The organism is Streptomyces sp. WMMB303, assembly GCF_029351045.1.
In the GTDB taxonomy this organism is placed as follows: domain Bacteria; phylum Actinomycetota; class Actinomycetes; order Streptomycetales; family Streptomycetaceae; genus Streptomyces.
Genome location: NZ_JARKIN010000001.1, coordinates 2,647,938 through 2,660,844, shown reverse-complemented (window position 1 = coordinate 2,660,844; position 12,907 = coordinate 2,647,938). Strand labels below are relative to the sequence as shown.

The following is a 12,907-nucleotide window of genomic DNA, read 5'->3' as shown; positions in this document are numbered from 1 at the left end:
CGGTATCCCTACTAGACCTACCTGTTCCTGCACAGCGAGGGCAAGCTCCTTATGTCCGTCTGTGACCAATCTGTCCGATGTTCGGCTACCGGTAGGGCCGTCGAAGGCGTAGGGTTGCGAACCGCTCGACGGGGGAAGCAGTGAAGGCCCTCACATGAATCAGAAGGGGTGTGCATGGACCGCGGGATGCCCGGCAGCACGAGCCAGGGTCGGCTGACGGTCGAGGTACGGCACGAGGGAATCAGTGCCGTGGTGACCCCTGAAGGTGAGCTCGATCACCACACCGCCGAGCTGTTGCGCGAGCCGCTGGAGCGGAGCGTCGAGGAGGGCTACAGCCGCCTCGTCGTGGACTGCTCGCGGCTCGAGTTCTGCGACTCGACGGGGCTGAACGTGCTGCTCGCCGCCCGCCTGAAGGCGGAGGAGGCCGACGGCGGCGTCCACCTGGCGGGAATGCTCCCCGTGGTGGCACGCGTCTTCGAGATCACCGGCGCCAGCGCGGTCTTCACCGTGCACGACACCCTCGAATCCGCGCTCCGGACCCCCTCGGGAACGGAACAGCAGCCCGAGTCGTAATCAGGGCGTTACGCGCATCACACAGGTCCGGCCGAATCCGTAAGTGTTCTCACGGTGCGTCCGGGCAGGAGTCCATCGAATCTGTCAGACATTCGTGTACAGCGCGTCACGGTCCCGCACTGCTGCGGGGCGGCGCGGGACGGCGAAACGCAACCGGTGATCGGTGAGGTGAACCACTGATGAGCACCACCCGGCCGCAACCGGCGGGCGACCGCGGTCCGGAGCCCGAGGGCACTCCGGCGACCGCGGGCCCGGGGTGCGGTGCCGCCGGGAGTGCTGACGCACGGGTGCGTACCGGTACGGACGCGGGGCGTGAGCAGCTCTCGGGAGCCTCCGGCTCCGGGGCCGCCGGGCCGTCCGCACCCGAACCCGAAGGGGGGAGTGGCGCCATGGGGACCGCTGCGGAGAGCACGGCCTCGGCCGCGACAGGGGCCGCACGCCGGGCGGGGCAGCCGATGCGGCAGGTCCGCAGGCTGCGGCTGGTCGGCGCCAGCGGAGCCGTGCCGCGGGCCCGGGACTTCACCCGTCGGGCCCTGCAGGACTGGGGCTGGCTGCCCGCCGCCACCGCGGACCAGCGCGCGGCGGCCGAGGACGTCCTGCTCGTCGTCTCGGAGTTGGTCACCAACGCGTGCCTGCACGCCGACGGCCCCGAAGAGCTGCGGGTGGGCGCCAACGCGAAGGTGCTGCGCCTGGAGATCGTCGACCCCGGCAGCGGCTCCCCGTCCCCGCGCACCCCGCACCGCGCCGGACGGCCCGGCGGGCACGGGATGTTCATCGTCCAGCGGCTGTGCCTGGACTGGGGCGTCGTCCGCAACTCCGAGGGCTCGGGCAAGACCGTGTGGGCCGAACTCGCCGCCCCGCACTGAAGCGGCCCGCTGCGGCGCCCTGCGGCGCCCTTCCACTCTTCTCTCTTTCCGCCGGCCCGTGCCGCCCGAACCTCCCGGCGGGCGGTGCCGATCACGCCGGTCGCTCCGGCCACGGAGTCCCACTTCCCGGCCCGCGGGGCCGCGATGCGTCCCGCGGCCCGTCCGAACGCCGTCGGACCCCGCCGCGGCTGCGCGGCGGAGTCCGACGGATCAGGGGTCCGGCAGGTCCGGACGGATCCGGACGCGGGGCACTACTGGACTTCGTCCATCGTGGCCGCGATCTGCCGCCGGTACATGTAGATGGCGAAGCCCGCCAGGGCGGAGAGGGTGGCCTCGACGGCGACGACGCCGGTGGTGCTGAGGTCGGCGCCGCCGATGGACAGCAGGCCGGTGATGCTGTCGCCCGCCGTCACGGCGAGGAACCAGACACCCATCAGCTGGCTCGCGTACTTGGCGGGGGCCAGCTTGGTGGTCACCGAGAGGCCCACCGGCGAGAGGCACAGCTCCGCGATCGTGTGCAGCAGGAAGATGAGGACCAGCCACATCGGGCTCACCTTCGTCCCGCCGGAGGCCATGCCCATCGGGATGACGAAGACGTAGAACGACAGGCCCATCACGACCAGCGAGAAGGCGAACTTCACGGTGGTCGACGGCTCCTTGCCGCGCCGGTTCAGCGACAGCCACAGCGCGGCGAAGAGCGGCGCGAGCAGGATGATGAAGAGCGGGTTGATCGACTGGAACCAGGTCGAGGGGAAGTGCCAGCCCAGCACCTGCGTGGTGGTCTTGGCGTCGCCGAACGCCTGCACGGTGGAGGCGCCCTGGTCGTAGATCATCCAGAAGATCGCCGCCGCGGCGAAGAACCAGATGTAGCCGGTCATCCGGCCCTGCTCGGCCCGGGTGAGGTCCTTGTCGCGCTTGATCCGTACCAGCATGCCGAGCGGGATGAGCAGGCCCAGGACGGTGAGCGGGATCATCGCCCAGTTCAGGGTGAAGGTGCCGGTGGCCACCACGACGCCGTAGAAGAGGACGGCGACGATCAGCCACAGCAGCGCCTTGCGCAGTACGGCCGACTTCTCCTGTGCCGAGAGCGGCGAGGGGATCTGGCTGCTGCGGGGGTCCAGGTGGCGCGAGCCGACGAGGAACTGGATCAGGCCGAGGCCCATGCCGACGGCGGCCATGCCGAAGCCCAGGTGCCAGTTGACGGTCTGGCCGACGGTGCCGATGGCGAACGGGGCGAGGAAGGAGCCCGCGTTGATGCCCATGTAGAAGACCGTGAAGCCGCCGTCCCGTCGCGGGTCGTCGGGGCCGTTGTAGAGGTCGCCGACCATCTTGGAGATGTTGGCCTTCAGCAGCCCGGAGCCGGTGGCCACGCACGCGAGGCCGACGAAGAAGGATCCCTCGCCCGGCACCGCCAGGGTGAGGTGGCCGAGCATGATGATCCCGGCGCCGACGGTGACCGTCTTGCGGGGTCCCCAGAGCCGGTCGCCGAACCAGCCGCCCGGCATGGTCAGCAGGTAGACCATGGCGTTGTAGACGGAGTAGATCGCGGTGGCGGTCGCCAGGTCCATGGCGAGGCCGCCGCCCTGGTGGCCCGCGCCGCCCTCGCCCGCGTCCGGCCCGCCGGCCACGAGGTAGACGACGAGCAGGGCGCGAAGGCCGTAGAAGCTGAAGCGCTCCCACATCTCCGTCATGAAGAGCGTGGCCAGACCTCGTGGGTGGCCGAAGAAGGTCCTGCCGCCGGTGTTGCCGGGGGCGTCCTTCGTCAGGCTGGGCGCCATAATCGGTGTTCCTTGCCGTTGCGCTGCGGGGCCGCGCTGACCAGCGGCGTTGCTCGCAAGCGGGGCCCGTACACGGAGAAGGACCCCTGGCCGTGGTGCTGTGGCGCCAGGAGTCCTCGACGTTCACTACATAAGTGCATTCACCATAGGTCACGGTCTGCGGCCCGAGGGAAGGGCTTGCGAGACAGATCACAGGTGAACCGTGCAACCCTCCCGCTGTTTCGACGGTGTCGTGTTCATATCACCTGGGGATCGTCAGTGGCGGCAGAGGGAACGCGCCAGGTCCCCACAGGCGCTCCGCCACGCGGATTACCATCGGTGCATGACCCGTGTACTGCTCGCCGAGGATGACGCATCGATCTCGGAGCCCCTGGCCCGCGCCCTGCGTCGGGAGGGATACGAGGTCGAGGTCCGCGAGGACGGTCCCGCTGCGCTCGACGCGGGACTGAGCGAGGGAATCGACCTGGTCGTGCTCGATCTGGGGCTGCCCGGCATGGACGGCCTGGAGGTGTGCCGCAGGCTGCGCAACGAGGGCCATGTCTTCCCCGTCCTCGTGCTGACCGCGCGCGCCGACGAGGTGGACACCGTCGTCGGCCTCGACGCGGGCGCCGACGACTACGTCACCAAGCCCTTCCGGCTCGCCGAGCTGCTCGCACGTGTACGGGCCCTGCTGCGCCGCGGCACGCCAGCAGAGCCCGCCCAGCCCCCCGCCACCCACGGCGTGCGGATCGACGTCGAGTCCCACCGCGCCTGGATGGGTGAGGAGGAGCTCCAGCTCACCGCAAAGGAGTTCGACCTGCTGCGGGTGCTGGTCCGGGACGCGGGCCGGGTGGTCACCCGGGACCAGCTCATGCGCGAGGTGTGGGACACCACCTGGTGGTCCTCGACCAAAACGCTCGACATGCACATCTCCTGGCTGCGCAAGAAACTCGGCGACGACGCGGCCAACCCGCGCTACATCGCCACCGTGCGGGGCGTCGGCTTCCGCTTCGAGAAGAGCTGACGCCCTCCGGTCCGCGAGGGAGCCGGGGGCCGCCGCGAAGGGCCGGCCCGGCCGGGGCCCTCCGGACGGACCGGGAGACCCCCCCCGACCCGGAGGCGCCCCGCACACCGCCCCCCAGCCCCCGGAACAGCTAGGAAAGAAGCCAGCACGTGCGCCGTCGGCTCATCCTGTCCATCCTCTCCGTCGTCCTGGTGGTCGTCGCGGTCTTCGGGATCTCGCTCGTCATCGTCGAGTCCCGCACGATCGAGAACAGCACCGAGGAGAACGTCCGCTCCGAAGCGGTCCGGCTGGTCTCCACCGTGGAGAGCCGGCTGGTGGCCGGGGAGCGGGTGACCGAGGAGTCCATCGGCGTCACCACCTCCAAGGACCGCTACGTCCGCTACATCCGTGTCGAACTGCCCGGCCGCCGTCCCATCGAGGTCGGCGACAAGCCCTCCGGCGAGGTCGTCGAGTCCCGGCAGACCGGCGCGCACGGCGAACGCATCACGGTCCAGGCGTCCCGGGCGGCGGTGCGCGCCGAGGTCGGCCGCACGCTGCTGATCATCCTCGCGGTGGCACTGCTGGCGGTGATCGCCGCGGCCGTGCTCGCCGTCCGCCAGGCGCACCGGGTGGCGGCCCCGCTCACCGACCTGGCCGAGACCGCCGAGCGCCTCGGCTCCGGCGACCCGCGGCCCCGGCACCGGCGCTACGGGGTACCGGAGCTGGACCGGGTCGCGGACGTGCTGGACGGCAGTGCGGACCGGATCGGGCGGATGCTGACCGCCGAGCGCCGACTGGCGGCGGACGCCTCGCACCAGCTTCGGACGCCGCTGACCGCGCTGTCCATGCGGCTGGAGGAGATCATCGCGATGGCCGAGGGCGACGAGCCCGAGGACCGCGCCGTGGTCAAGGAGGAGGCGACCATCGCGCTCGCCCAGGTCGAGCGGCTCACCGACGTGGTGCAGCGGCTGCTGACCAACTCCCGTGACCCGCGTACCGGCTCGGCGGTCAGCTTCGACCTGGACGAGGTGGTCAAGCAGCAGATAGAGGAGTGGAAGCCCGCCTACCGCAGCGCGGGCCGGGCCATCGTGCGCTCGGGCAAGACGGGGCTGCGGACCGTGGGCACGCCGGGTGCGGTGGCGCAGGTGCTGGCGACGCTGATCGAGAACTCGCTGATGCACGGCGCCGGGACGGTCGCGCTGCGCACCCGGGTGACCGGGAACCAGGTGGTCGTGGAGGTCACGGACGAGGGTCCCGGGGTGGACGAGGCGCTCGGCTCGCGGGTCTTCGAGCGGACGGTGAGCGGGCACAACTCCACCGGCCTGGGCCTCGCGGTGGCGCGGGACCTCGCGGAGGCGGACGGTGGGCGGCTGGAGCTACTTCAGCAGTTGCCGCCGGTCTTCGCGCTGTTCCTCAGCCGCGAGGCCGCCGACCTCGATGCGTCCGGCTCCGGCTGAGGCAGCCGGACCGACGGCCAGTCGCACTCCTGCCGGGGCGTCGTCCCGCAGCGCAGCCGCCTCGCCGACTCCTGCGGCCCTGCCGCTCGCGGGTCCGTCCGCGGCGCCGCCCTGCTCCGGGGCCGGGCCGTCGGTCGTCGGTCCCGCTGCGTCGGCCCCGCGGGTCCGCGCGGGCGCCTTGGTGCGCGCCCGGAAGACCCAGGTGCGGTACGCCCAGAAGCGGAAGGCGGTGCCGACGGCGAGCCCGATGACGTTCTTGGCGATGTTGTCCGCGAGCGTCGAGGTGTAGCCGAAGCCGTAGTGCGAGAGGGCGAGGATGCCGTTCTCCAGCACCAGCCCGGCCCCGCTGAAGAGGAAGAAGAGGACCGTCTCGCGGTGGATCCGGTTCTTGTCGGTGTGCCGGTAGGTCCAGTAGCGGTTGCCCAGGTAGTTGGTGCCGATCGCGACGACCTGCGCGATGACGCCGGAGCGGATGGGTGCGAGCTGGAACGTGTGGATGCACAGATTGAAGATCGCGACGTTCACCAGGAAGCCCAGCGCACCGACGGCGCCGAACTTGCCCAGTTCGCGCACAAGCCGTTCCAGTCCCGGGCGCATCGTGCGCCATTCACCCATAGCGATACTGCGCCCCGTTTCGGTCGGTGTCGAAGCTGCCCCATGCTAACCAGGCGTGCGTTCGCCCTGTAGGGCGATTGACGCACACAGGGGCGCCGAGGGTTGCGCCGCGGCGGCCGGTTTCCGGACGCGGTGCCGGCCGGTGAGCGGCCCGGTCACGGTCGGTCCACGACCGTGACCCGGAAGGTGACGTCCCGGACGGGACGGTCCCCGCCCGGGACGTCACCTTCCGGGCGCCCGGCCCCGCACCCGAAGCACTCCCGCAGTGTGAACTCCGTGCTGCCGTGCCGCTCGGCCCGGAAGGTGTACCAGCGCTCGCCGCGGTCGCCCGGCCGGTCCGGGGTGAAGCCGTGGCTGGTGGTGCTCAGCCGGGTGAGGATCCGCCGATCGGGCCGTTTCCCGCGGACGACCCAGCCGTACCCCTCCGAGGGCCGGTAGGGGACCTTCAGTACGAACGTCTCGTGTGGGCCGACCCGCACCCGGGTCCGGTCGGTACCGAACTCGCGCGGCCGCGGGACGCCGGTCCCGCCGTCGTCACCGCCGCTGCCACCGCCTCCGCCGCAGGCCGTGGCGGCCAGCAGGACGGACAGCGCCAGTGTGGCTGGTTTCATACGCCGCAATCCGGCCCCCGTTTTCCGCAGGTCCCTGTCAGGACCGACCGGCGCCGAGCATAGGGCAGCGGGGGTGCCGGGGCCCGGGCGGACCGGGCGCCCTCCGGTGCGCCGTACCCTGGAGCCGTGACATTCCCGGTGGTCGGCATGGTCGGCGGTGGCCAGCTCGCTCGTATGACCCACGAGGCGGGCATCCCGCTCGGCATCAGGTTCAAGCTTCTCTCCGATACGGCGCAGGACTCGGCGGCACAAGTCGTCAACGACGTTGTCGTTGGCGACTACCGAGATCTGGACACGCTGCGGCGCTTCGCCGAAGGCTGCGACGTGATCACTTTCGATCACGAACACGTGCCCACCGAGCACCTCCGCGCCCTGGAGGCGGACGGCATCCCCGTCCGCCCCGGGCCGGACACGCTCGTGCACGCGCAGGACAAGGGCGTGATGCGCGCCCGGCTCGCCGGACTCGGTGTGCCCGCGCCGCGCAACCGCCTGGTGAGCGACCCCCGGGATGTCGCCGCCTTCGCCGCGGAGGGGGCCGCCCCCGGCGCCGGCGACGGCTTCCCCGTCGTCCTCAAGACGGTGCGCGGCGGCTACGACGGCAAGGGCGTGTGGGTCGTGCGCGGCGCCGACGACCCGAACGCGGCCGAGCCCTTCAAGGCGGGCGTCGCCGTGCTCGCCGAGGAGAAGGTCGACTTCGCGCGGGAGCTGGCGGCGAACGTCGTGCGCTCCCCGCACGGGCAGGCCGTCGCCTACCCGGTCGTGGAGTCCGTCCAGGTCGACGGGGTCTGCGACACAGTGATCGCCCCCGCCCCCGAGCTGGCCGAGGACCTCGCGATGGGCGCCCAGCAGATCGCGCTGAAGGTGGCGCACGAGCTGGGTGTCGTCGGGCATCTGGCCGTGGAGCTGTTCGAGACCGCCGACGGACGGCTGCTCGTCAACGAGCTGGCCATGCGGCCGCACAACTCCGGCCACTGGACCCAGGACGGCGCCGTCACCTCGCAGTTCGCCAACCACGTGCGCGCCGTGCTCGACCTGCCGCTGGGCGACCCGCGCTGCCGGGAGCGGTGGACGGTGATGGCCAACGTGCTGGGCGGCGACTACCCCGACATGTACGCGGCGTACCTGCACTGCATGGCCCGCGACCCGCAGCTCAAGATCCATATGTACGGGAAGGACGTGAAGCCCGGCCGCAAGGTGGGGCATGTCAACGTCTACGGTGACGATCTCGCCGAAGTGCGGGAGCGCGCCGCGCACGCCGCCGGATATCTGCGCGGCACCGTCGTGGAGTGAGCCCGCGGGCAGCGCGCACCGCAGGGCGGCGCGCGGTCGGCGAGCCGGTCCGGACCAGCTATCTAGGAGCCGTATGAGCACTGCTGCCAGCCCCCTCGTGGGCATCGTCATGGGGTCCGACTCGGACTGGCCCGTCATGGAGGGGGCCGCCAAGGCGCTGGAGGAGTTCTCGGTGCCCTACGAGGTGGACGTCGTCTCCGCACACCGGATGCCCCGCGAGATGATCGCCTACGGCGAGGACGCCGCCGACCGCGGTCTGAAGGCGGTCATCGCGGGCGCGGGCGGCGCGGCGCACCTGCCGGGCATGCTCGCGTCGGTCACCCCGCTGCCGGTGATCGGCGTACCCGTACCGCTGAAGTATCTGGACGGCATGGACTCGCTGCTGTCCATCGTGCAGATGCCCGCGGGGGTCCCCGTCGCGACCGTCTCCGTCGGCGGGGCACGCAACGCCGGGCTGCTCGCCGTCCGGATGCTCGCCGCGCACGACGGCGAACTGCGCGAGAAGATGCGCGACTTCCAGCAGGAGCTCAACGAGCAGGCCACCGAGAAGGGCAAGCGGCTGCGGGCCAAGGCCGCCGGGGACACCGGCTTCGGCTTCGGCCAGGCGGGAGGCAACCGGTGACGCGGCCCGACAGCCCCCGCCTGGAGCACGCCCGCGCGCTGCTCACCGAGCACCCCGTCGTGGACGGGCACAACGACCTGCCCTGGGCGCTGCGCGAACAGGCGCACTACGACCTGGACAAGCTCGACATCGCACTCGACCAGCGCGAGAAGCTGCACACCGACCTGGCGCGGCTGCGCGCGGGCGGGGTCGGGGCGCAGTTCTGGTCCGTCTACGTGCCCGGCGAGCTGACCGGGGACGACGCGGTGAGCGCCACCCTGGAGCAGATCGACGCGGTACGGCTGCTGGCGGCGCGCTACCCGCGGGACCTCCAACTGGCCTTCACCGCCGAGGACGTGGAGGCGGCGCACGCGCAGCGGCGCATCGCCTCGCTGATGGGCGCCGAGGGCGGGCACTCCATCAACAACTCGCTGGCCGCGCTGCGTGCCCTCTACCAGCTCGGGGTGCGCTATCTGACGCTCACCCACAACAACTCGCTGGACTGGGCCGACTCGGCCACCGACGAGCCGCGTGCGGGCGGTCTGAGCCGCTTCGGCGAAGAGGTCGTCCGGGAGATGAACCGGCTCGGCATGCTGGTCGACCTCTCGCACGTGGCGGCCGAGACGATGCGCGACGCGCTGCGGGTCACCGAGGCGCCCGTCATCTTCTCGCACTCCTCCGCGCGCGCCGTCTGCGACCATCCGCGCAACATCCCGGACGATGTGCTCGCCCAGCTCCCCGCCAACGGGGGCGTGGCGATGGCCACCTTCGTGCCGAAGTTCATCCTCCCCGAGGCGGTGGCCTGGACCCGGTCGGCCGACGAGAACATGCGGGCGCACGGCCTCGACCACCTCGACCTGTCCGACGAGGGCCGCGCGGTGCAGCGCGAGTTCGAGCGCGCCAACCCGCGGCCGGTCCCGGACGCGGGCACCGTCGCCGACCACCTCGACCACATGCGCGAGGTCGCGGGCATCGACCACATCGGCATCGGCGGCGACTTCGACGGCACGGCCTTCACCCCGGCCCAGCTCTCGGACGTCGCCGGCTACCCGCACCTGGTGGCCGAACTGCTGGACCGCAACTGGTCCGAGGCCGATCTGGCCAAGCTGACCTGGTCCAACGCCCTGCGCGTGCTGCGCGAGGCGGAGGAGGTGGCCCGGGCGCTGCAGACGCAGCGCGGGCCCTCGATCGCCACGATCGGCCAGTTGGACGGTGCCCGGCGCGCGGACTGACCGGCCCGGCACCGTTCCGCGCGGGCGGGCGGCGCGCCCGGCGCGCCGAGCGCCGCCCCGGGCGCGCACCGGAACCGGCCGGGGCCCCGGGGGAAGCACCATGTGCTGCCCCGGGGCCCCGGCCCGGCCTCCCGGCCGCCGCCGACCCGCGGAGGCCGCTACGGCAGGTTCCGCGCCATCACGATGCGCTGCACCTGGTTGGTGCCCTCGTAGATCTGGGTGATCTTCGCGTCCCGCATCATCCGCTCGACGGGGTAGTCGCGGGTGTAGCCGTAGCCGCCGAGGAGCTGGACGGCGTCGGTGGTGATCTCCATGGCGGCGTCCGAGGCGTAGCACTTGGCGGCGGCGCCGAAGAAGGTCAGATCCTCCTTCTCGCTGCCTTCCGAGACCCGCTCGGAGCGCGCGGCGGCCGCGTAGGTGAGCTGCCGGGCCGCCTCGATCTTCATGGCCATGTCGGCCAGCATGAACTGGACGCCCTGGAAGTCGCCGATGGGCTTGCCGAACTGCTTGCGCTCCTGGACGTACCCCTTCGCGTAGTCCAGCGCCCCCTGAGCGATGCCCAGGGCCTGTGCGGCGATGGTGATGCGGGTGTGGTCGAGGGTCTTCATGGCGGTGGCGAAGCCGGTGCCCTCGGCGCCGATCATCCGGTCGGCCGGGACGCGCACGTTGTCCAGGTAGACCTCCCGGGTGGGGGATCCCTTGATGCCCAGCTTCTTCTCCGGGGCGCCGAAGGAGACGCCCGGGTCGTCCTTCTCCACCACGAACGCGGAGATGCCCTTGGTGCGCTTCTCGGCGTCGGTGACGGCCATCACCGTGTAGTAGTCGGAGACCCCGGCGTTGGTGATCCAGCGCTTGACGCCGTCGAGGACCCAGTGGTCACCGTCCCGCACGGCCTTGGTCTTCATGCCGCCCGCGTCGGAACCGGCGTCCGGCTCGCTCAGGCAGTAGGAGAACATCGCGTCGCCCTTGGCCAGCGGCGTCAGGTAGCGCTTCTTGAGCTCTTCCGAGGCGGAGAGGATCACCGGCAGCGAGCCGAGCTTGTTGACGGCCGGGATGAGGGAGGAGGAGCCGCAGACCCGGGCGACCTCCTCGATGACGATGACGGTGGCCAGCGCGTCGGCGCCGGCACCGCCGTAGGACTCGGGTACGTGCACCGCGTGCAGGTCGTTGGCGACCAGGGCGTCCCGGGCCTCCTGCGGGAACCGCGCCTCCTCGTCCACTTCGGCGGCGTGCGGCGCGATCTTCGCCTCGGCGAGCGCGCGCACCGAGTCACGGAGCATCTCGTGCTCCTCGGACGGCCGGTAGAGGTCGAAATCAGACGCCAAGGTGTCTCACTCCTTCGAGAGGATGCGGAATGCCTGGGGTGCCACGGGCTGCTGGTTGCCTCGGTTGTCGTGCCGGGTGCCCCGGGATTGCTAATTACCGTTAAGTAACCCCAATTTTAGTGGCCGCCGGCTCCTCGGGGGTACGTGAGGTTCGCGACAGGAGGGGCCCCGTTATGCTCGCGGGCAGCGTTCTGCCGTCCCAAGGAGCTCATCGCATGGCCTCGCCCAAGATCACCGTGATCGGCCTCGGCTACCTCGGCGCCACCCACGCGGCCGCCATGGCCGAACTGGGGTTCGAGGTGCTGGGGCTGGACGTCGTCCCGGAGAAGATGCGCAAGCTGGAGCAGGGCCAAGCACCCATGTTCGAGCCGGGCCTGGAAGACCTGCTGCGCGCACACGTCGCCGGGGTCGAGGGCTCCACCGGCCGGCTGCGGTTCACCGACTCCTGGGAGGAGCTGGGCGCCTTCGGCGACGTGCACTTCCTGTGCGTCAACACGCCGCAGAAGCACGGGGAGTTCGCCTGCGACATGAGCTACGTCGAGCGCGCCGTCGACTCCCTCGCGCCGCATCTGCACGGCCCCGCGCTCGTCGTCGGCAAGTCCACCGTCCCGGTCGGCAGCGCCGAGCGGCTCGCGACCCGGATCGCCGAGCTGGCGCCCGCCGGGCAGGAGGCCGAGCTGGCCTGGAACCCCGAGTTCCTGCGGGAGAGCTTCGCCGTCAAGGACACCCTCCACCCCGACCGCATCGTCGTCGGGGTCGGCGGGCCGCGCGGCGAGGGGCTGCTGCGCGAGGTGTACGCGCAGCCGGTCGCCGAGGGCACCCCCTTCCTGGTGACCGACTTCCCGACCGCCGAGCTGGTCAAGACCGCCGCCAACTCCTTCCTGGCCACGAAGATCTCCTTCATCAACGCCATGGCCGAGGTCTGCGAGGCCGCGAACGGCGACGTGGTCAAACTCGCCGAGGCCATCGGCCACGACGACCGCATCGGTCACAAGTTCCTCCGGGCCGGGATCGGCTTCGGCGGCGGCTGCCTGCCCAAGGACATCCGCGCCTTCATGGCCCGCGCCGGCGAGCTGGGCGCCTCCGAGGCGCTCACCTTCCTGCGCGAGGTCGACTCCATCAACATGCGGCGCCGCGCCCAGATGGTCGAGCTGGCCCGGGACGCGCTGGGCGGGGTACTGCTCGGCAAGCGGATCGCCGTGCTGGGCGCCACCTTCAAACCCGACTCCGACGACGTACGCGACTCGCCCGCGCTCAACGTCGCCGGGCAGCTGCACCTCCAGGGAGCCCAGGTGACGGTCTACGACCCGAAGGGCATGGAGAACGCGCGGGCCGTCTTCCCCACGCTGGGCTACGCGGACAGCGCGCTGGAGGCCGCGCGCGGCGCGGATGTGGTGCTGCATCTGACGGAGTGGCCGGAGTTCAAGGAGCTCGACCCCGCCGCGCTGGGCGACGTCGTCGCCTCCCGCCACCTCCTCGACGGCCGCAACACCCTGGACTCCGCGCTCTGGCGCAAGTCCGGCTGGCTCTTCCGCGCACTCGGCCGCCCCACCGCGTGACCCGGGCGGCCCGCACGA

At 71.6% G+C, this 12,907-nt stretch carries 12 protein-coding genes; 8 read left to right on the top strand and 4 right to left on the bottom strand.

Features of this window, described 5'->3' with window-relative positions; translation table 11 throughout:
* Positions 1-174: 174 nt before the first annotated feature.
* Together P2424_RS11860 and P2424_RS11855 are read left to right on the top strand one after the other, a co-directional pair.
* Complete coding sequence (locus tag P2424_RS11860; protein ID WP_276475720.1) at positions 175-573, top strand: STAS domain-containing protein; 399 nt, start codon at positions 175-177, stop codon at positions 571-573.
* 389 nt (positions 574-962) lie between these two features.
* Positions 963-1,439 carry an ATP-binding protein gene (locus P2424_RS11855; RefSeq protein ID WP_276478936.1) on the top strand — a complete coding sequence of 159 codons (477 nt, stop codon included), beginning with the start codon at positions 963-965 and terminating at the stop codon, positions 1,437-1,439.
* Positions 1,440-1,690: 251 nt separating this feature from the next.
* Here the strand turns inward: P2424_RS11855 and P2424_RS11850 are convergent, their stop codons facing one another.
* Positions 1,691-3,217 (bottom strand): oligopeptide:H+ symporter, encoded by a 1,527-nt coding sequence (locus P2424_RS11850; RefSeq protein ID WP_276475719.1) that lies wholly within the window; start codon positions 3,215-3,217, stop codon positions 1,691-1,693.
* A 322-nt stretch (positions 3,218-3,539) separates the two neighbouring features.
* Between P2424_RS11850 and P2424_RS11845 the strand changes: the two genes are divergently transcribed.
* Positions 3,540-4,220 carry a response regulator transcription factor gene (locus P2424_RS11845; RefSeq protein ID WP_276475718.1) on the top strand — a complete coding sequence of 227 codons (681 nt, stop codon included), beginning with the start codon at positions 3,540-3,542 and terminating at the stop codon, positions 4,218-4,220.
* 149 nt (positions 4,221-4,369) lie between these two features.
* On the top strand, positions 4,370-5,656 hold the full coding sequence (locus P2424_RS11840) for an ATP-binding protein (protein ID WP_276475717.1): 1,287 nt from the start codon (positions 4,370-4,372) through the stop codon (positions 5,654-5,656).
* Here P2424_RS11840 and P2424_RS11835 read toward each other — a convergent pair.
* Positions 5,576-6,271 carry a GtrA family protein gene (locus tag P2424_RS11835; protein ID WP_276475716.1) on the bottom strand — a complete coding sequence of 232 codons (696 nt, stop codon included), beginning with the start codon at positions 6,269-6,271 and terminating at the stop codon, positions 5,576-5,578. The two genes, P2424_RS11840 and P2424_RS11835, sit on opposite strands and share 81 nt — an antisense overlap.
* Positions 6,272-6,426: 155 nt before the next feature.
* Complete coding sequence (locus P2424_RS11830) at positions 6,427-6,882, bottom strand: protease inhibitor I42 family protein (protein WP_276475715.1); 456 nt, start codon at positions 6,880-6,882, stop codon at positions 6,427-6,429.
* A 126-nt stretch (positions 6,883-7,008) separates the two neighbouring features.
* Between P2424_RS11830 and P2424_RS11825 the strand changes: the two genes are divergently transcribed.
* From P2424_RS11825 to P2424_RS11815, 3 genes are all read left to right on the top strand, one after another.
* Positions 7,009-8,172: a 5-(carboxyamino)imidazole ribonucleotide synthase gene (locus P2424_RS11825; RefSeq protein ID WP_276475714.1), complete on the top strand. Its 1,164-nt coding sequence runs from the start codon at positions 7,009-7,011 to the stop codon at positions 8,170-8,172.
* A 73-nt stretch (positions 8,173-8,245) separates the two neighbouring features.
* Positions 8,246-8,794: a 5-(carboxyamino)imidazole ribonucleotide mutase gene (gene purE / locus P2424_RS11820; protein ID WP_276475713.1), complete on the top strand. Its 549-nt coding sequence runs from the start codon at positions 8,246-8,248 to the stop codon at positions 8,792-8,794.
* Entirely contained in the window at positions 8,791-10,005 is a 1,215-nt protein-coding gene (locus P2424_RS11815; protein ID WP_276475712.1) for a dipeptidase, read from the top strand. The genes purE and P2424_RS11815 overlap by 4 nt, the downstream gene beginning before the upstream one ends.
* Positions 10,006-10,163: 158 nt before the next feature.
* Here the strand turns inward: P2424_RS11815 and P2424_RS11810 are convergent, their stop codons facing one another.
* Positions 10,164-11,330 carry an acyl-CoA dehydrogenase gene (locus P2424_RS11810; RefSeq protein WP_276475711.1) on the bottom strand — a complete coding sequence of 389 codons (1,167 nt, stop codon included), beginning with the start codon at positions 11,328-11,330 and terminating at the stop codon, positions 10,164-10,166.
* A 215-nt stretch (positions 11,331-11,545) separates the two neighbouring features.
* On the opposite strand from P2424_RS11810, the gene P2424_RS11805 reads away from it, so the two are divergent.
* Positions 11,546-12,889: a UDP-glucose/GDP-mannose dehydrogenase family protein gene (locus P2424_RS11805; protein WP_276475710.1), complete on the top strand. Its 1,344-nt coding sequence runs from the start codon at positions 11,546-11,548 to the stop codon at positions 12,887-12,889.
* The last annotated feature ends 18 nt before the right edge of the window (positions 12,890-12,907 follow it).